Source organism: Alcaligenes parafaecalis, assembly GCF_026344135.1.
Lineage (GTDB): Bacteria > Pseudomonadota > Gammaproteobacteria > Burkholderiales > Burkholderiaceae_B > Alcaligenes > Alcaligenes parafaecalis.
On record NZ_JAPKNA010000003.1, the window covers coordinates 191,808 to 209,895 of the forward strand.

Sequence of the window (18,088 nt, forward strand, 5' to 3'; positions counted from 1 at the left end):
TTTGATAGCAGGATGACTTCACTTTGGATTCCCTTGTGGTTATCGCTCAAGGTCGCCGGTTGGGCGACCTTGTTCGCCTGCGTGCTGGGCATAGGCATTGCCTATGCCTTGTCGCGCTGGCAGTCGCGCTGGTGTGACCTGCTCGACTCCATTCTGACCTTGCCCATGGTTTTGCCGCCCACCGTGATCGGCTATTACCTTCTGGTCTTGTTGGGGCGACGAAGCGCTGTAGGGCAGTGGCTCTCCAGCATGGGGATTGAGCTGGTCTTTACCTGGCAGGGCGCCGTCATTGCCGCAACAGTCGTCGCCTTTCCCATGATTTTGAAAGCGGCTCGTGCAGCTTTTGAAGACGTGGACCCGCGACTGGAAAATGCAGCCAGCGTCTTGGGCCTGAAACCCCTGGCCATTTTTTTCCGTGTCAGCCTGCCTTTGGCGGCGCGTGGCATTATGGCGGGTGTCTTGTTGGCCTTTGCCCGTGCATTGGGCGAGTTCGGTGCCACCCTGATGATTGCAGGCAGCATACCTGGGCGTACCCAGACTATGTCGATTGCCATTTATGAAGCGGTGCAGGCGGGCGAGGATCAGCAAGCCTTGGTGCTGGTCGCTATCATTTCGATTACCTGCGTGCTGGTTCTGTGGAGCACCAGTGCTTTGTCACCGCGCCATGTACGTCGTAAAAGAGGGATGTAATGAGCCTGAATGTACAGATTCAACGCACCGTGCTCAGCGAGGCCCGTCGTTTCGAGCTGAATATACAGATTCAAACCGAGGCCCGGCATATTGCCTTGTACGGGCCGTCGGGCTCGGGTAAATCCTTGACGGTGCAAAGCGTGGCTGGTTTGTTGCGCCCCGACCATGGCCGCATCCAGATTGGCGATCAGGTTTATTTTGATTCTGAAAAAGGCATCAATCTGAAACCGCGCGAGCGTCGGGTGGCCTATCTGTTTCAGGATTACGGCCTGTTCCCGCATCTGACAGCGGCGCAGAATATCTGCTTTGGCCTGAACACGGGCTTGTTCAACCGCTCGGTGCGGGACATGCCTGCCGCTGCCCAGCGTTGGGTAGAGGCGTTTCAGTTGGAGTCTGTGCTGAACAGCTATCCTGCCCAGCTATCGGGCGGGCAAAAGCAGCGTTGTGCTCTGGCACGAGCCTTGGCAATCAAGCCACAATTGCTGTTGCTGGATGAGCCTTTGGCGGCCCTGGATCAGGATTTGCGTGCCCGTTTGCGGGCCGAACTGGCTCAGTTGCAAAGCCAGATCGATATTCCCACCATTTTGATCACGCATGATCCTGAAGATGCCAGGGCCTTGGCCCAAGAGGTCTACCGCATTCGCGATGGACGCATCATAGAGCGCTGTACCAGCGCTGATCTGGAACTGGCTACAGCGTAGCGATCATCACGCTGGAGGCTTTGAACAGCGCATAGGCGGATTGGCCTGCTTCCAGGTGCAAACGCTGTGTGCTGTCCAGGGTGATGCTGGCCGTCACGGTCAGCCCTTGAGGCAGTTCCAGACGCACTTCCGCATTTACTGCACCGGCGATGACATCGGTAATCTTGCCGGGCAACTGGTTGCGGGCGGACAGCGAGTCGCGCGTATCGCCAGTACCAATCATGATCGAGGACGCTTTCAGGAAAGCCAGTACTTTCTGTCCTTCGCGCAGGCCCAGGTTTTCCGTGCTTTCTCGTGTGATGGACGCCACGACAGTTTGGCCCTGGCCAATATCTACATGAATTTCGTCGTTGACGGCACCCGTTTTGATCGTGGTAACAACACCGGGCAGTTGGTTGCGAGCAGAAGTTTGCATGATCATGGTTTGGAGTAACTCCATCTGAGTGGCCACTGAAGGCATTAAGCGACCGATACGGCTCATGAAACGCTGATGCAGCCGGTCGTAGGTTTGGTACAGCTCCAGCAATTCAACAGCCTTGGGCGTCAAGGTGGCGCCACCGCCACGGTGGCCGCCAGTACTGCGCAGCACCAGTGGCTCGCCCGCCATATTGTTCATGATGTCGATGGCGTCCCAGGCCGCTTTGTAGCTGATGCCAATATGGCGGGCAGCGGCAGAGATCGAGCCCAGCTCGGCAATGGCGGCCAGCAAAGCCATACGACGGGCGCTGCCCCAGGTATGGTCGCCCGTGCGCAGCGACAGGCTGCCGGTTAATTCGGTATTGGGAGTGTGTGAACTAGACATGGTGATAAGTGTAAGGGCGAGAGCGAGCTAGGGATAGAGCGCCGGTACAATGGCCGGATCAGCGCTGCTGGCCGTTCTGTTTTCTTGCAACCTTAACTGGTTTTTTCTATGTACGACACCCCCACTGTTTCCATGGCTCAATTGCAGGAGCTCAATAGTGCCGAGACGGTCGTCCTGACCGTGAACAAGCGCTATGCCCGCCGTTTGCTGGGCCATTTGTCGGCCCGCCTTGCCGGAGCAGGGGGGACGGTAGCAGTTCCAGAAATTGTGCCCTTGGGGGCTTGGCTGGGGCAGGCCAGCGACCAGCTTTGTTTTTCCGAACAATGGCAACCGGCTGCGCATCAGATGGATCGCTTTGCCGCCTTGCAGCGCTGGGAACACAGTATTGAGCAGTGCGAGGAAGAGGGCTATTTCCTGGACGTTGGGCAGGCGGCGCGTCTGGCCTGCGAAGCCGATGCCTTGCTGGATGAATGGAATATTGAATTAAATCCCGGCGAAGCCAGCGTGGACTTCGAGCGTTTTTTGCAGTGGCGTGCGCATTACCGACAAAGTCTGGAACAGGCGGATCTGGATGACGCGAATCTGGCTGCCGGGCGTGTGCTGAACGCGGTCAGGGCCGGAGCCTTGCACATACGTCATCGTCATATGGTGCTGCATGGTTTCCACGAGTACTCGCCGCGCTTGCAGGCCTTATTAAGTGGCTTGCAGGAAATGGGGGTAGAGATTTTGCGTCTGGAGCATGAAGAGGCTCCGGCAAATCAGGTACACCGGGTGCAGGCGCAAGATGCCGATACCGAATGGCGTTTGGCCGTGCAGTGGGCTCGTCGTCAAGTGGATGAGGACCCGAAGCGTACGGTCGCCATTGTGGCCGCGCAGTTGGAAACACAATTGCCGCTGGTGCACCGCTTGTTGCGGCAGGCCATGCAAACCGATCACGGTGCTTTGCCTTATAACGTGGCCGCTGCCCGATCCCTGGCAGAGTGGCCGGTCGTCGAAGCGGCCCTGGCCTGGTTGAAAGCCCTGTTTACGTTGGCGACCAAGGCGCAGGCAGAACCGGCCATGCTGGGCGAGGCTTTGCGTCTGGGGGCGTGTCAGGCCGAGCAGTCCGAGGCCGGAGGCCGTGCTCGTATTGATAAGGCCTGGCGCGACAATCGCATCACGCAAGTGAGCCGTAAAGAATTTGCCGATATGCTCAGCCACCACACGCCCGAACTGGCCTTGGCCTGGGGCAAGGCGATGGAGCGTTTCGAGTCTGTGTCAGCCGGTGCTCAAGGTGTGGATACCTGGGCCTCGGTCATGCGGCAGTGTCTGGAAGCCTTGGGCTTTCCGGGCTCCAGTAGTCTGGACAGTGCCCAGTTTCAAACCCTGGAGGCCTTGGAAGCCCTGCTGCTGCAACTGGCACAGCAAGCGCCTGTCTTGGGTCGTATCAGTGCTTTGAAAGCGCAAAGTGCCTTGGCTCGCATGGCCCGTGAAAACCTGTTCCAGCCGCAGCGTGATCCTCAGTCGCGTCTGGATGTGCTGGGTTTTCTGGAGGCTGAAGGCGGGCGCTGGGATGCCGTCTGGGTTCTGGGTCTGACGGACGATATTTTGCCTGCGGCTGTCAAACCGAATCCCTTGATTCCAGCCCAGGTGTTGCGTCGGGTGCAGGCTCCTCGCAGTACACCGGAACGAGAGCTGGAATGGGCGCGCTGGATGCTCGCCGCTTTGCTGCGCTGTGGAAATCAGGTTTTGCTGAGCGCACCTTTGCATCAGGGGGAGCAAGAGCTCAGGCCCAGCCCCTTGATTGCTCATTGGCCAGTGCTGGATACGCCGTGGGCGGTGCAGGCTGAACAGGCCGTTGCGCAAGAGGCTTTATTGGATGAGCAAGGCCCCGGTTTGCGCATGGAAGAGCGCATACGTGGCGGGATCAGTGTGCTGGATACACAGGCCCGTAATCCCTTGTGGGCTTTTGTGAAATTCCGTTTGCACGGACAGGCTTTGCCGGATTACGCCCGTGTGGGTGACATGAATACGCGTGGCATGTTCTTGCACCGTGCTGTCGAATTGTTCTGGCTGCGAGTGAAGGATCAGGACAGCTTGCATGAGTTGATCGGCGAGGGCTCCTTGCAGGATGTGGTGCAAGCCTGCGTCGATCAGGCGGCTCAGGAAGAGTTGGCAGATTATGGCCCGGTGCTGCGCAGTCTGGAGATGGAGCGTGGTCTGGCGGTGTTAAGTGAGTACACCCATCAAGAAGCCCAGCGCCCCCCATTCGCATTGGGGGCGACGGAGCACGAATTGAGCTGGAACCGTGGTCTGCTGCGCTTGAATCTGCGTCTGGATCGCCTGGATGATCTGGCCGATGGCGAACAATTGCTGATGGATTACAAAACCGGCATAGGCGAGCTGCGACCTGATAAAGACTGGTTGCGGCCTAGACCCGTAAATCTGCAACTGCCGTTTTATGCGGCCGCCTTACAAGACGAGGGCAGAACCGTCAGTGGTTTGGCCTTTGTGCGCTTGCATGCCCGTCAAGTAGGTTTAAGCGGTTTGGCTGCTCCCGGCATGGAGATTGAAGGTCTGACCGAATTGGAAAGTGCGCAGCAGTGGACTGCACAAATTGCCCAGTGGAAGCAGGCGGTGGAAGGTCTGGCTGATGAGTTCCTGCAAGGGCAGGCAGCCAATCAGATCTGGAACCGCAACGATTTGCTGTATTGCGATGTTTTGCCCTTTTTACGTTTATTCCAGGAAGACCTCCAGGACAATGGAGGAGAGGTGTAATGCTGACAGCCCCTAGCGATAGCCCAGCCCGTGCACGGGCGCTGGACCCCGAGTCCTCTTTTCTGGTGCAGGCACCCGCAGGCTCGGGCAAGACGGAATTACTGACTGACCGCATTCTGGCTTTGCTGGCTCGTGTTCAGCGGCCAGAGGAAATTGTGGCCATCACCTTTACCCGCAAGGCGGCGGCTGAAATGCACGCTCGTGTACTGGAAAAACTGGCCGCGGCGGATCAGGAGCGCCCGGCCGAACCGTACCGGGTGCGTAGCTGGGAGTTGGCACGTGCCGCCATGCAGCGCAATCAAGAGCAGCATTGGGATTTGCTGGCTTACCCGGCTCGTCTAAGTATCCGTACGATCGACTCCTTATGTGCGCACCTGGTGCGTGCCATGCCCTGGATTACCGGCTTGGGCGGTGTGCCAGCCATTACCGACAAGGCTCAGGAACACTACGAAGCCGCCGCTTGGGCCACGTTGGAAATGGCTGAAAGCGTACCCAGTGTCGCGCGTTTTCTGGAGCATATGGATGTCAACTTGCTCCAGGCACAGGCACTGTTGGCCGGTATGCTGGCCAGCCGGGATCAGTGGTTGTCCGCGGTAGGTCAGGGCGGTGATGTTGCGCTTTTGCAAGACAGTTTGCGCGAGGTGGTAGAGCAGCAGTTACAACAATTAAGTGACTCCCTTCCCCCCGGCTGGGCGCAAACCCTGGCGCCCTTGGCCTGCTTTGCGGCATCGAATCTGGAAAGCGGTGATGTGTTGGCCCTGGCGGATTGGCAAGGCGATAAGCTGGCCCCAGTCATGGACGATTTGCCGCGCTGGCGCGGTTTGGCCGCCTTGTTGCTGACCGATAAGGGCGACCTACGTAAAAGCCTGACGGTGCGTAATGGTTTCCCACCTAAAACCGCTCAAAAAGAAACGCTGACCGAATGGTTGGGCAATTGCCTGGGAATGGAGCCCTGGATTTCGCGCCTGGCTAGTGCTCGCTTGTTGCCTGCCCAGTATTCCGAACAGCAGCAAGAGGTGCTCTCTAATCTGATTCAGGTCTTGTGGCTGGCTGCGGCGCAACTGAAGCTGCGCTTTGCCGAGAAGGCCGAAGTCGACTTCACCGAGATCGCCCAGCGTGCGCTGCAGGCTTTGGGTGATGCTGACGAGCCGGGCGAATTGCTGCTGCGCATGGACAGATCCATACGCCATTTGCTGGTGGACGAATTCCAGGACACTAGCCAGTCTCAAGTGCAATTGCTGGAGCGCTTGACCAGTGGTTGGGAGCCGAATGACGGACGTAGCCTGTTTTTGGTGGGCGACCCCATGCAGTCCATTTACCGTTTCCGCAAAGCCGAAGTGGGCTTGTTTTTGCAGGTCTGGCAAGCCAGACGTCTGGGTGAGGTAGAGCTGGAGCCGCTGAACCTGAGCAATAACTTCCGCTCGCACCCGCGTTTGGTGGAGTGGGTGAACAAGGTGGGGGCGCAACTGTTCCCGGCTCAGCCTGACCCCGACCTGGGCATGGTGACGTATGAGCATTCCACGGCTTTCAAACCCGATATTCCTGAATGGGCAGTGCAGTTCCATCCTTCCTGGCATTTCCGGGTTGCGCGTGGTGAGGATGCGGTGCCTTCACAGCAAGCAGCGCAGGAGCGGGCTGTTGAGGAAGCAGTGCAATGTGCGGCGCAGGCGTTGGAGCGTTATCAGGAGAGCGAACATCCGGTAGCCATCCTGGTGCGGGCACGCTCGCACTTGCATGGTCTGGTGCGCAAACTGGGCGAGCAGGGCATACCGTGTCGAGCGGTAGAGCTGGAGCCTTTGCAGCAGCGTCCTGTGGTGGCGGATTTGGTGCAGCTAGTGCGTGCGCTGGCGCATCCGGCCGATCGTCTGGCCTGGCTGTCTGTGTTGCGTTCTCCCTTGATCGGCTTGCGCTTGGACAGCCTGCATCGCCTGTGTGCCTTGCATCCGACTCAGACCCTGGCCGAGCTGACACACAATCAGGATTTTGAAGACTGGGAGCCGAATGAGCGTGCCCGTCTTTTGTTTGCCTGCCAGATTCTGCTGGACCGGGGTAATCGCAGCGGTTTGATGCCTTTTGCGGGCTGGGTGCAGGAATGCTGGACACGTTTGGGCGGGCCGCAGGTGTACCCAAGCCTGGCCGATCAGGCCGATGCGGAACAAGTCTTGCGGCTGCTGGAAGAGCTGTGCCCCTACGGGCCGCCCGACCAGCAGCAGTTGCAGGCCCGCGTGGAATCCCTGTACGCCACGCCGCAAGGCACGGGCAAGGCCGTGGAGGTGATGACGATTCACAAATCCAAAGGCCTGGAGTTTGAAACCGTTATCTTGTTTGGTTTGCATAAGCAGTCTGCTGCGGACTCCGAGCCCTTGATCCGCCTGGAGCATAGCGCCGAGCGCCTGATTCTGGGACCGATCAGTCATAAAGGCAGTGAGCAGCGTGACCCGGTCTCGCAGTTTCTGGCTGCACGGGAGCGCATACGGGCGGAGCAGGAAAGCCACCGTCTCTTGTATGTGGCCTTAACCCGCGCTCGTCAGGAACTGCATTTGTTTGCAGAGCTGAGCATCACCCAGGATAAAGGCCTGCGTGACCCGGATGGTCGCTCTTTGTTAAGCCGTGTCTGGCCGGTGCTGGTTCAGCCGGAAGCTCCCGTCTGGCAAGCCGAGCAAGGCGTGCTGCAAGAAAATGCAGGGCAGAGCTCTGCCGCCTTGTTGCAGCGTGTTGTCAGCCTGCCTGCTGCGCCTCCCGAGCAGTTGCAGGCGGCCTCTTCGCAATATCAAAGCTGGCAGTGGTCTTTGGACACGACCCACGAAAAAGCCATTGGGACCGTTGCCCACGACTGGCTGGAAAAGCTGGGGCGTGAAGGACTGGAGCAATGGCCGGTAGAGCGCTTGCAGCAAGGTCGTAGCGTGATGCGCCGTCAATTGTTGCGAGCCGGGGTGCCTGCCACCTATCTGGATGAAGCGGCCCAATCCTTGTTTGAGGCGATTGCCGCAACCGTACAGACCGAACGGGGCCGCTGGTTGCTGGGTGTTACCCGTGCGTACCGCGAATGGTCTTTGCTGGACGTCAGCGGTCGGGTGTCGATTATTGACTTGGCGATTTCCCAGGAGGATCACTGGCTGGTTGTGGATTACAAGACCGGACGGCCTGCCGAACATGAAAGCAAGGACGATTTTGCGGCGCGCATGCTGCTGCGTTATGCGCCGCAATTACAGCGTTATTGTGAGCAGGTGCAGGCTCTGGATGGACGCCCCGCGCAGGCTGCGCTTTATTTCCCGAGGGCCGATCTTTGGCTGCCGTATTAATGCTACACTACTGGTCGGCGGGCCCCTCCGCATGGTTCGGCGGTGAATCTGGTCAGGTCGGGAACGAAGCAGCCACAGCCGTGCAGAATCAGTGCCGGAGTCAGGCTCGCCACTTCATTTGCTTATCGGGTTATGCGCGCCCGGTCTATCTGCTTCCCTTCAGCACCGAATCCGGTACACTTTTCCTTTCGCTTATTTGTATTGATGGTTCACGCCGTCCGGAATTCGCATGACCTATCTCGTTCTGGCCCGCAAGTGGCGCCCTCGCTCCTTTGACACCCTGGTTGGTCAGGACCACGTGGTGCGCGCACTGACGCACGCTCTGGATACCCAACGCCTGCACCATGCCTGGCTGTTTACGGGCACACGCGGCGTGGGCAAGACCACCTTGTCGCGTATTCTGGCCAAGTCGCTGAACTGCGAAACCGGCATCACCTCCAAGCCCTGTGGCGTTTGCCGCGCTTGTACTGAGATTGATGCTGGCCGTTTTATTGATTATGTAGAGCTGGACGCCGCCTCCAACCGGGGGGTGGAGGAAATGACCCAGTTGCTGGAGCAGGCGGTCTACGCCCCCAGCTCGGGTCGTTACAAGGTCTACATGATTGACGAAGTTCACATGCTGACCGGGCACGCCTTTAACGCCATGCTCAAGACGCTGGAAGAACCGCCAGCGCACGTCAAATTCATTCTGGCGACCACGGACCCGCAAAAAATCCCCGTGACGGTCTTGTCGCGCTGTCTGCAATTCAATTTGAAGCAGATGACGGTGCCTGCGATTGTGGGCCACCTGCAAGACATTCTGACCCAGGAAGAAATGCAGTTCGAGCTGCCCGCCTTGCGTTTGCTGGCGCAGGCGGCTGATGGCTCCATGCGGGATGCCTTGTCGCTTAGCGATCAGGCCATTGCTTATAGTGCTGGCGATCTTAGCGCTCAGGCCGTGCAAGCCATGTTGGGCACGATTGATCAACGCCACCTGGCGCAATTGCTGCAAGCGCTGGTCGCTTACGATGCGCAGGCCATTATGGGTGTGGCCGATGATCTGGCCTTGCGTGGTCTGTCTTACTCGGGCGCTCTGGCTGATCTGGCAACTTTGCTGTCCCGTATCGCCATCGAGCAACGCATTCCCGGCACGATTTCTGATGATGATCCCCTGGCAGCGGCGGTGCGGCAATTGGCGCCTACACTCTCGCCTGATCATGTGCAGTTGTTTTATTCGGTAGCCGTGCATAGCCGCCAGGAGCTGTCTTTGGCGCCTGATGAGTACGCCGGTTTTGTGATGGCGTGCTTGCGTATGCTGGCCTTGTTGCCCGAGCCCGTCTCGGCCTATGTGCCACCGCCAGCAGGGCCTTCGGGGGCTGATACTGCTGGTGCTGGTGCTGGTGCGGCTCAGGCTGCTCCCGCTCCTGCGACAGCTCCAGTTGCTTCAGTGGCTGCTTCTGCAGTCCCTGTTGATGCCGCTGCTTCTGCCGCGCCTGTACAGAAAGCTGCGCAGGGTGCCCAAACAGAGCCGAGCACGCAAACGGCACATGCAGTGCAAACAACTCCGCCTGTGTCTGATCCACAGGCTGCGTCTCAGCAGGCACAAGCCTCTGCCCCTGCAGACGCTCCGGCCGCTGACGCTGCTAGTGCTCATGCAGCCCAAGCAGCGCCTGTCGAAGAATCCATTCCTGCGGACGACGATTTTGTCCCTGCCTGGGAAGATGCCCCTGAGCCTGCCGGTGCAGGGGTCAGCTATGACTCTTCAGAGTCTGCCCCAGCGGATGCAAATTTTGACGCCCGGTCCGCGACCAGTCAGCCTCAAGAAGCTGCGACCGCAGTTGCTGACAACAGCGCTGTTGAAGCCGCCCAAGCGCTATCAACGCCTTCCGCTCCGTCAGCCCAGCCAGCCGCAGAGTCCACCTCCGCAGGCCAGGTAGACTCCTCTGCCGACCCTGCCGCAGAACCTTCCAAAGCTCAGGGCAAGAGTAGCGCTCAACCCCTGATGTCTTCCCAGGCCCAGGCTGCCACTCGTGTGGAGCCCGTGGCAGAGGACGCTTCCGCTGCGGTAGCGATTCAGGATGGCCAGCAAGAGCCCGCCTGGGTGTCCGAGGGCATGGACGAAGAGTTCGAGAATTATCAACCCCTGGATATGGACGCGGCCCTGGCCGAAGAAGAGGGCGATGTGCCCTCCGTGTCCATGTCTGATCGTTTCATGCCCGACACCGAACTGGGTTTGCCCGTACCGCAAAGCGGCTCGGACAGCCCCCGTGTGGTGCGTCTGGGTGGGATGAAAGCAGAGACCTGGCCCGATGTCGCCACCAGTCTGCCATTAAGTGGCTGGGCCGCTGAACTGGCTCGTCAAAGCGAATGGCTGGGTGTGAAAGGGCAGGAAATTCACCTGCGTGCCAAAATCAAGGCCACTGAAGGCAGCCAGGGCAAAGCGCGCTTGCGCACCGTCTTGTCGGAATACTTTGCCCAGTCCATTCAGTTGGTGATCGAATACGGGGATACCGGTGATGCCACCGCGCATGCCGTGGAGCAGGCCAAGCTGGCCGAACGCCAACGGCAGGCTGAAGAGCAAGTTACCCGGGATCCCTTTGTCTTGAGCCTGATCCAGGATTTTGACGGTAGCGTCAAAGCAGGGTCGATCAAGGCAACTCCTTTGGTTCGGGCCGCCTGAAATGGCCCCTTGTCAATTTAAATCAATCAGGAAAACCAAACCATGATGAAAGGTCAGATTGCCGGCTTGATGCGCCAGGCGCAGCAAATGCAGGAAAACATGAAAAAGGCCCAGGAAGCCTTGGCCGATATCGAGGTCGAAGGCGTTTCCGGTGGTGGTCTGGTCAAGGTCACCATGAACTGCCGCCATGATGTGCGCCGCGTCTCTATCGACCCCAGCCTGCTGGAAGACGAAAAAGAGATGCTGGAAGATTTGATTGCTGCTGCCTTTAACGATGCACAGCGCAAAGCCGAGGCAACTTCGCAGGAAAAAATGGCGGGTGTGACCGCTGGCCTGCCACTGCCACCCGGTATGAAGCTGCCGTTCTAATGAACGAACCGCAGATCGCTGAGCCCGAACCGCTTCGGGCTCTGATCCAGGCTCTGCGTCGGCTACCCGGTGTGGGCGAGCGTAGTGCTCGCCGCATGGCCTACCACTTGTTGCAACACGATCTGGTAGGCGCCGACCAATTGAGCCGCGCTCTTGAACATGCCACTACGGCATTGCAGCACTGTCAGCGCTGCAATGGTTTCACTGTTCAACCTATCTGTGAAACCTGTGCCAATCCCCGCCGTGATCCGGCGTTGTTGTGTGTGGTGGAGACGCCTGCTGATCAAAACATGATCGAGGCCACGCATGGCTATCGAGGCCTTTACTATGTGCTGATGGGGCGTTTGACGCCGCTGGAAGGCATAGGCCCGGATGCCTTGCAATTTGACCGCTTGCTAGAGCGAGCTGGTGATGGCCAAGTGCAGGAAGTGATACTAGCGACCAATTTCACCGCAGAGGGCGAAACCACCGCCCATCATCTGGCGGAGATGCTCAGTAGCCAAGGTTTGAAAGTGACTCGTCTGGCCCGCGGTGTGCCAGCGGGAAGCGAACTGGAGTATGTAGACCCCAGTACCATTGCCTGGGCGCTAATGGAGCGTCGCGCCACCTAATCAGGTTTGACCGCTTAGTGGACAAGGGGGGGACACCCCCTTTTGTTTTTAGTATAAGTATTAAACCTAAAAAGTTAATGACCAACAACAAGAAGGGGATTGCCATGAAACTGACACGTCGTCATGCACTCAAACTGGTTGGAGCATCGGGACTGGCGCTGTCCTTGCCAACTCTGGCCCGTGCGCAAGAAATCGAAAAAAAGAACATCACGATTGCCGTCGGTGGCAAAGCGCTGATCTATTACCTGCCTTTGTCCATTGCCGAGATCAATGGCTACTTTGATGACGAAGGTCTCAAAGTCAAGGTGGCGGACTTTGCCGGTGGCTCCAAAGCCCTGCAAGCCGTCGTGGGCGGTAGCGCCGATGTGGTATCGGGTGCGTTTGAACACACTATCAACTTGCAGTCCAAGGGGCAGATGTACCGCGCCTTTGTGCAGCAGGGGCGTGCACCAGCCATTGTTCTGGCTGTGTCCAACAAGACGATGCCTGACTATAAGTCGCCAGCCGACCTGAAAGGCAAGAAAATCGGTGTGACTGCACCGGGTTCCTCGACCAATATGATGGTCAACTTCTATCTGGAACAGAACGGTCTGAAACCGTCGGACGTGGCCTTTATCGGTGTAGGCGCTGGCGCCGGTGCCGTGACCGCCATGCGTACGGGTCAGATCGATGCCATGGCCAACCTGGACCCGGTTATTGGCACCTTGCTGAAAGAAAACGAAGTCCGCGTTATTGCTGACACGCGTACCGTTGCCGACACCAAGACCATTTTTGGCGGCAATATGCCTTCGGCCTGCTTGTACGCGTCTGAAGAATTCATCACCAAGAACCCGAATACGGCTCAGGCTTTGGCCAATGCCATCGTGCGTGCCGACAAATGGATTCAGGCCAATGATGCCGAAACCATTGCCAAGACCGTGCCTGCTACCTACCTGCTGGGTGACGTAGAGCTTTACAAGCAATGTCTGGACGCCAATAAAGAAGCGCTCTCGCCCGATGGCCGCGTAGATGCAGATGGCCCCGCTACCGCCTTGAATGCACTGGCCGCTTTTGTGCCGAATCTGGACGCATCCAAGATCGATACCAGCAAGATCTTTACCAACGAATTTGTCGACAATGCCAACAAGAAGTACCCCAATGTCTGAGGCAGCACTTTCATTAGACAACATCAGTTGTGTGTTCGCATCGCGTGATGGCAAGGGTACTTACACCGCCGTCCGTGATGCCAGCCTGAATATCGCGCCAGGCGAGTTTGTATCGGTTGTAGGGCCAACAGGCTGCGGCAAGTCCACGCTCCTGAACGTAGGGGCAGGCTTGCTGACCCCTTCGTCAGGTGAAGTGCGCGTGTTTGGCAAACCCCTGGAAGGGGTGAACGAGCGCGCTGGCTACATGTTCCAGGGCGAAGCACTGATGCCCTGGCGCAGTGCCGAGTCCAACGTGATGGCCGGTCTGGAGTTTGCCGGTGTCCCGCAGGACGAAGCCCGAGCACGTGCGCAGGACTGGCTCAAGCGAGTTGGCCTGGGTGGCTTCGGGGATCGTTACCCGCATCAAATGTCTGGCGGCATGCGCAAACGCGTCATGCTGGCTCAGACCCTGATTCGTGATCCCGACATCATTCTGATGGACGAGCCATTCTCGGCGCTGGACATTCAGACCCGTCAATTGATGGAAAACGAAGTGCTGGAGATCTGGATGGCGCAGCGTAAAGCCGTGCTGTTCATTACGCACGACCTGGACGAGGCCATTGCCATGAGCGATCGGGTGGTGGTTCTGTCGGCCGGGCCGGGCACTCATCCCATCGGCGAATTTCATGTCGATCTTCCACGCCCTCGCGACGTGGCCGAAGTACGCAATGACCCCCGCTTTGTCGAATTGCATGCGGCAATCTGGGCCGTCTTGCGTGATGAAGTTCTGAAGGGTTATGCCCAGCAAAAGCGTGCCTGATATGTCTAAATCTATTACTCGATCCAAGCTGGCCCTGCGCGGCTGGCAAATCTCGCTGCTCATCGTCATTCTGGCTGCCTGGCATTTCTTCACGCTGGACCCCAAAGTGGCCTTTTTCTTTGGACAGCCACTGGAAGTGGTCAAGGTGATCTGGGCCTGGTTCGTCACCAATGGTGATATTTACCTGCACCTGGGCGTGACCTTGAGCGAAACCCTGCTGGCCTTTGCCATTGGTACGATTGCCGGTCTGGCTTGTGGCCTGTGGCTGGGGCTTTCTCCCCGTGCGGCGGCCTTGCTGGACCCGTACCTGACGGCGGCCAACTCCATGCCTCGCGTGATTCTGGCGCCTATCTTCGGCATGTGGTTCGGCCTGGGTATCTGGTCCAAGGTTGCTCTGGCGGTGACGCTGGTGTTCTTTATCGTGTTCTTCAACGTGTACCAGGGTGTGCGTGAAGTCAGCTCCACGCTGCTGGATAACGCCCGCATGTTGGGTGCCAGCCGTCGTCAGTTGCTGCGCCATGTCTACATTCCTTCGGCTACGAGCTGGGTGTTTTCCAGCTTGCACACATCGGTCGGTCTGGCCTTTGTGGGGGCTGTGGTGGGCGAGTACCTGGGTTCAGCCAGTGGCGTCGGTTATCTGATCCTGCAGGCAGAGGGCACGCTGGATGTGAATACGGTGTTCGCCGGTATTGTGGTGCTCACGGTATTTGCGCTGATTCTGGATGGTCTGGTCAGTGTGTTTGAAGATCGCCTGCTGGCCTGGCGGCCTCAGGGTGGCGGTACAGAAAAGCTCTGATCGTATGCCTGAGCAAGTCATCGGCTAACTTGGCTATGCGTTGAAAACCGGCTCCTGTTTCAGGAGCCGGTTTTTTTATGCTTGCCCCTCGTGGTAGGAGCAAGGAAACAGTTAGGCACTTAAATAGATAGAAAAAGATCCGGGAATGCAGGGGCATGTTTTTTCCCTGCGATGGTAGCGCCGACAAAATGCTATAGAAAAAGGCCGTACCGCGTGATCGGTGGGTTCAAGCAGTCTCAAGACATCGTAGTTTTGTTTTCAGACAAACGGAGATGGAGATTTGAACATGGAAAAAAAGCATGATTACAACGCAATCGGCAGCATATACGAGGAGTTCAACCGAACCTCACCCGCCCGCTTGGCGGAGGTGGCCACTGTGGAGCAATTGCTGGGAGACGTGAACGGCAAGTCTGTGCTGGACCTGGCCTGTGGCTATGGCTTCTTTGGGCGTGCTGCTTATGAGCAGGGCGCAGACAGGGTGGTGGGGGTGGATATCTCGGAGAGCATGATTAATCAGGCCAAGGATATTTCCCGACAACAAAACGAAGATATCGAGTTCCGGGTGGGAGATGTATTGGAAATGGGTGTGATCGGGCAGTTTGACCGGGCCATTGCGGCTTTTCTGTTCAATTACGCACGCTCGGTGCAGGAGCTGGAGCAGATGTTTCAGGCGGTGGCGGATAACCTCAAACCCGATGGCCGTTTGGTGGCTTACACCGTGAACCCGGACTTTCAATTGGGAAAAGAGGATGTGGCCAAGTACGGTTTGAAAGTGCTGACCGAGGAACCGTACCACGAGGGTTTTCGGCATACCGCCCATTTCAATGTGGGGCCACCGATCCAGTTTACTTACCATCGCTGGGGCAAGCAGCACTATGAAGCTGCTTTGAAAAAAGCAGGCTTTCGATCTTTTCGCTGGCAAGCGCCGCTTGTTACCCGGCAGGCACTGGATGCCTATCCGCCCGGTTTCTGGGATAACTATGGATTGAACTGTCCACAAATCAGCTTGTTGTGTGGGCGCTGAGAGAGGATGTAAATGCTGTTTTAGAAGAGGTGATAAGCGAAACCCGAGCAGGGTGTAGATCACTTTTCAGGAAGAGGGCGTTTTTTGGGGCTTTGCATGGTGCAAAGCCCCTTTCTATATCGCTATGGCCCGGGACTCAAGCCTGCTGGCGTGCCTGCTGAATCAGGGCATCCAGTTTGATACCGTCAGCGGTGAACTGGCGTATGCCTTCGGCCAGCTTCTCCGTCGCCATCGCATCCTGGTTCAAATCCGTACGGAAGGTGATTTCATTGCTGGCACGCCATTCCGGCGCAACGGCCTTGGCGCGGGCTACATCCAGCATGGCAGGGACTTCACCCTGGGCTGCATCCAACTGGCCCAGCAGCTCGGGGCTGATGGTCAACAGATCGCAACCGGCCAGGGCCTTGATCTGGCCGATGTTACGGAAGCTGGCGCCCATGATCTCCGTAGGGATGTCATAGGTTTTGTAGTATTCGTAAATGCTGCGTACCGAGCGCACGCCGGGGTCGTTCTCGCCCTGATTGGCGCTTTCGTCCCAGTCCTGACCGGCAGTTTTCTTGAACCAGTCGTAGATACGGCCCACAAAGGGCGAGATCAGGGTGACTTTGGCCTGGGCGCAGGCAATGGCTTGCGGCAGACAGAACAGAAGGGTCAGGTTGCAGTTGATGCCTTCCGCTTGCAGCGTCCGGGCGGCCTGAATGCCTTCCCAGGTGCTGGCCAGTTTGATCAGCACGCGTTCGCGGGCGATACCGGCTTTTTCGTAATGCTGGATGATGTGGCGGGCGCGCTCGACGCTGGCCAGGGTGTCAAAGGACAGGCGGGCATCTACTTCGGTGGAGACGCGGCCGGGCACAATGTCCAGAATCTGGCGGCCAAAGGCAACCAGCAGCAAATCGCTGGTTTCAGCCAGGCTGGCGTTGGGGTGGTCGGCGATGACGCGATCGAGCAAGGGGCGATAGGCCGCCTGCTGGACAGCCTTCAGAATCAGGGAAGGATTGGTTGTTGCATCGGTAGGGCGATACGCGCGCATCGCTTCAAAATCGCCCGTGTCGGCCACTACGGTTGTGCACTGGCGCAGAGAGTCAAGCTGAGTAGTCATGTCTGTTACTAGTCCATCGCAAAGCCATCAAACCAATCGATTACTGTAGTCGATTTCCCATGGTTTCGCGCCTGATTTCAGTGTTATTACCGAGAAACTACCGGAAGATGGCTGTTTGAGCATATAATCAGAAGGTTTAATATTAATTTCAGAACCGGGGTTTTTAACGTGCTGCCGTCTTTATTTCCTGAGGAGTCCCGCACTATCACTAGTGCTATCCTAGCCCTGGCGGATGGAACCCTATTCAAAGGGGTATCAATCGGTGCCGAGGGGCACTGTGTTGCTGAGATCGTTTTCAATACAGCCATGACGGGCTATCAGGAAATCCTGACAGACCCAAGCTACAGCGGTCAAATTGTTACGCTTACCTATCCGCACATCGGTAATACCGGTGTCAATCCAGAGGACTCCGAATCCACCAAAGCCCATGCTGCCGGGCTTGTTATTCGCGACTGTCCCGCTCGCCTGTCCAACTTCCGCTCCACCCAGTCTTTGCCTGACTACCTGAAAGCTCAGGGCGTTGTGGCTATCTCGGGTATCGATACACGCAAACTGACCCGCATCCTGCGCGAAAAAGGCTCCATGGGCGCCTGCATTTTCGTGGGTGACGATGCCGAGCGTGCGCTGGAACTGGCTCGTTCTTTCCCTGGCCTGAAAGGTCAGGATCTGGCCAAAGTGGTCACCACCGACAAATCCTACGACTGGTCCGAAGGTTCCTGGGAATTGGGCCAAGGCTTCGGTAAGCCTGCAACAGACCGCTTCCACGTGGTGGCCTACGACTTTGGTGTCAAAGCCAACATCTTGCGTTTGATGGCAGACCGTGGCTGCAAAGTTACCGTCGTGCCTGCGCAGACACCTTTGGCGGATGTGCTGGCTTACGAGCCAGATGGTGTGTTCCTGTCCAACGGCCCTGGCGACCCGGAGCCTTGCGATTACGCCATCGAAGCCTGCAAGGGCTTGCTGGAGCGCAAGCTGCCTGTGTTTGGTATTTGTCTGGGTCATCAGATTCTGGGCCTGGCCGTCGGTGCCAAGACCTTGAAAATGAAGAATGGCCATCACGGTGCCAACCACCCTGTGCAAGAACTGGCCAGTGGCCGTGTGTTCATCACCAGCCAGAATCATGGCTTTGCGGTGGATGCCACAACCCTGCCAGCCAATGCCAAGGTTACGCACATCTCTTTGTTCGACCAGAGCCTGCAAGGCTTCGAGTTGACAGATCGCCCCGCGTTTTGCTTCCAGGGTCACCCCGAAGCCACTCCCGGCCCGCGCGATATTGCCTCGCTGTTCGACAAATTCATCAGCCTGATGGCTGCTCACCAGGCCAATAAATAAAT

Annotated in this window: 14 protein-coding genes and 1 other RNA gene; 13 read left to right on the top strand and 2 right to left on the bottom strand. The window is 57.8% G+C overall.

Going from position 1 to position 18,088, the window contains the following annotated elements:
- The first annotated feature begins 12 nt into the window (after positions 1–12).
- Positions 13–690 (top strand): molybdate ABC transporter permease subunit, encoded by a 678-nt coding sequence (modB, locus tag OSH09_RS11445; RefSeq protein WP_266121036.1) that lies wholly within the window; start codon positions 13–15, stop codon positions 688–690.
- Entirely contained in the window at positions 690–1,391 is a 702-nt protein-coding gene (locus OSH09_RS11450) for a sulfate/molybdate ABC transporter ATP-binding protein (RefSeq protein WP_266121037.1), read from the top strand. Before modB ends, OSH09_RS11450 begins: the two co-directional genes overlap by 1 nt.
- Here the strand turns inward: OSH09_RS11450 and OSH09_RS11455 are convergent.
- Positions 1,381–2,193: a TOBE domain-containing protein gene (locus OSH09_RS11455; RefSeq protein ID WP_207873477.1), complete on the bottom strand. Its 813-nt coding sequence runs from the start codon at positions 2,191–2,193 to the stop codon at positions 1,381–1,383. The two genes, OSH09_RS11450 and OSH09_RS11455, sit on opposite strands and share 11 nt — an antisense overlap.
- A gap of 108 nt (positions 2,194–2,301) precedes the next feature.
- Between OSH09_RS11455 and OSH09_RS11460 the strand changes: the two genes are divergently transcribed.
- From OSH09_RS11460 to OSH09_RS11505, 10 genes are all read left to right on the top strand, one after another.
- Positions 2,302–4,950 carry a PD-(D/E)XK nuclease family protein gene (locus OSH09_RS11460; protein ID WP_266121038.1) on the top strand — a complete coding sequence of 883 codons (2,649 nt, stop codon included), beginning with the start codon at positions 2,302–2,304 and terminating at the stop codon, positions 4,948–4,950.
- On the top strand, positions 4,950–8,252 hold the full coding sequence (locus OSH09_RS11465; protein ID WP_266121039.1) for a UvrD-helicase domain-containing protein: 3,303 nt from the start codon (positions 4,950–4,952) through the stop codon (positions 8,250–8,252). The genes OSH09_RS11460 and OSH09_RS11465 overlap by 1 nt, the downstream gene beginning before the upstream one ends.
- Before the next feature lie 16 nt (positions 8,253–8,268).
- Positions 8,269–8,366, top strand: an RNA gene (ffs, locus tag OSH09_RS11470) — signal recognition particle sRNA small type.
- 115 nt (positions 8,367–8,481) lie between these two features.
- Entirely contained in the window at positions 8,482–10,911 is a 2,430-nt protein-coding gene (gene dnaX, locus OSH09_RS11475) for a DNA polymerase III subunit gamma/tau (protein WP_266121040.1), read from the top strand.
- Positions 10,912–10,953: 42 nt separating this feature from the next.
- Positions 10,954–11,280, top strand: a complete 327-nt coding sequence (locus OSH09_RS11480) for a YbaB/EbfC family nucleoid-associated protein (RefSeq protein WP_222667581.1) — start codon at positions 10,954–10,956, stop codon at positions 11,278–11,280.
- Positions 11,280–11,891 (top strand): recombination mediator RecR, encoded by a 612-nt coding sequence (gene recR, locus OSH09_RS11485; RefSeq protein ID WP_207873482.1) that lies wholly within the window; start codon positions 11,280–11,282, stop codon positions 11,889–11,891. Before OSH09_RS11480 ends, recR begins: the two co-directional genes overlap by 1 nt.
- A gap of 104 nt (positions 11,892–11,995) precedes the next feature.
- Positions 11,996–13,036, top strand: coding sequence for an ABC transporter substrate-binding protein (locus OSH09_RS11490; RefSeq protein WP_207873483.1), 1,041 nt, complete (start codon positions 11,996–11,998; stop codon positions 13,034–13,036).
- Positions 13,029–13,835: an ABC transporter ATP-binding protein gene (locus OSH09_RS11495; protein ID WP_207873484.1), complete on the top strand. Its 807-nt coding sequence runs from the start codon at positions 13,029–13,031 to the stop codon at positions 13,833–13,835. The genes OSH09_RS11490 and OSH09_RS11495 overlap by 8 nt, the downstream gene beginning before the upstream one ends.
- A gap of 1 nt (position 13,836) precedes the next feature.
- Positions 13,837–14,631 carry an ABC transporter permease gene (locus tag OSH09_RS11500; RefSeq protein ID WP_207873485.1) on the top strand — a complete coding sequence of 265 codons (795 nt, stop codon included), beginning with the start codon at positions 13,837–13,839 and terminating at the stop codon, positions 14,629–14,631.
- 286 nt (positions 14,632–14,917) lie between these two features.
- On the top strand, positions 14,918–15,655 hold the full coding sequence (locus tag OSH09_RS11505) for a class I SAM-dependent methyltransferase (RefSeq protein ID WP_266121041.1): 738 nt from the start codon (positions 14,918–14,920) through the stop codon (positions 15,653–15,655).
- Between the two features lie 136 nt (positions 15,656–15,791).
- On the opposite strand, the gene tal is transcribed toward OSH09_RS11505, so the two are convergent.
- On the bottom strand, positions 15,792–16,754 hold the full coding sequence (tal, locus tag OSH09_RS11510; RefSeq protein WP_266121042.1) for a transaldolase: 963 nt from the start codon (positions 16,752–16,754) through the stop codon (positions 15,792–15,794).
- Between the two features lie 168 nt (positions 16,755–16,922).
- Here tal and carA point away from each other — a divergent pair, with 168 nt between their 5' ends.
- Positions 16,923–18,086, top strand: coding sequence for a glutamine-hydrolyzing carbamoyl-phosphate synthase small subunit (gene carA, locus OSH09_RS11515; RefSeq protein WP_376912291.1), 1,164 nt, complete (start codon positions 16,923–16,925; stop codon positions 18,084–18,086).
- Positions 18,087–18,088 lie beyond the last annotated feature (2 nt).

What these genes read in the sequence shown, in the direction of transcription:
- modB (WP_266121036.1), top strand. Translation starts at nt 13, where the DNA reads ATGACTTCACTTTGGATTCCCTTGTGGTTATCGCTCAAGGTCGCCGGT.
- OSH09_RS11450 (WP_266121037.1), top strand. Translation starts at nt 690, where the DNA reads ATGAGCCTGAATGTACAGATTCAACGCACCGTGCTCAGCGAGGCCCGT.
- OSH09_RS11455 (WP_207873477.1), bottom strand. Translation starts at nt 2,193, where the DNA reads ATGTCTAGTTCACACACTCCCAATACCGAATTAACCGGCAGCCTGTCG.
- OSH09_RS11460 (WP_266121038.1), top strand. Translation starts at nt 2,302, where the DNA reads ATGTACGACACCCCCACTGTTTCCATGGCTCAATTGCAGGAGCTCAAT.
- OSH09_RS11465 (WP_266121039.1), top strand. Translation starts at nt 4,950, where the DNA reads ATGCTGACAGCCCCTAGCGATAGCCCAGCCCGTGCACGGGCGCTGGAC.
- dnaX (WP_266121040.1), top strand. Translation starts at nt 8,482, where the DNA reads ATGACCTATCTCGTTCTGGCCCGCAAGTGGCGCCCTCGCTCCTTTGAC.
- OSH09_RS11480 (WP_222667581.1), top strand. Translation starts at nt 10,954, where the DNA reads ATGATGAAAGGTCAGATTGCCGGCTTGATGCGCCAGGCGCAGCAAATG.
- recR (WP_207873482.1), top strand. Translation starts at nt 11,280, where the DNA reads ATGAACGAACCGCAGATCGCTGAGCCCGAACCGCTTCGGGCTCTGATC.
- OSH09_RS11490 (WP_207873483.1), top strand. Translation starts at nt 11,996, where the DNA reads ATGAAACTGACACGTCGTCATGCACTCAAACTGGTTGGAGCATCGGGA.
- OSH09_RS11495 (WP_207873484.1), top strand. Translation starts at nt 13,029, where the DNA reads ATGTCTGAGGCAGCACTTTCATTAGACAACATCAGTTGTGTGTTCGCA.
- OSH09_RS11500 (WP_207873485.1), top strand. Translation starts at nt 13,837, where the DNA reads ATGTCTAAATCTATTACTCGATCCAAGCTGGCCCTGCGCGGCTGGCAA.
- OSH09_RS11505 (WP_266121041.1), top strand. Translation starts at nt 14,918, where the DNA reads ATGGAAAAAAAGCATGATTACAACGCAATCGGCAGCATATACGAGGAG.
- tal (WP_266121042.1), bottom strand. Translation starts at nt 16,754, where the DNA reads ATGACTACTCAGCTTGACTCTCTGCGCCAGTGCACAACCGTAGTGGCC.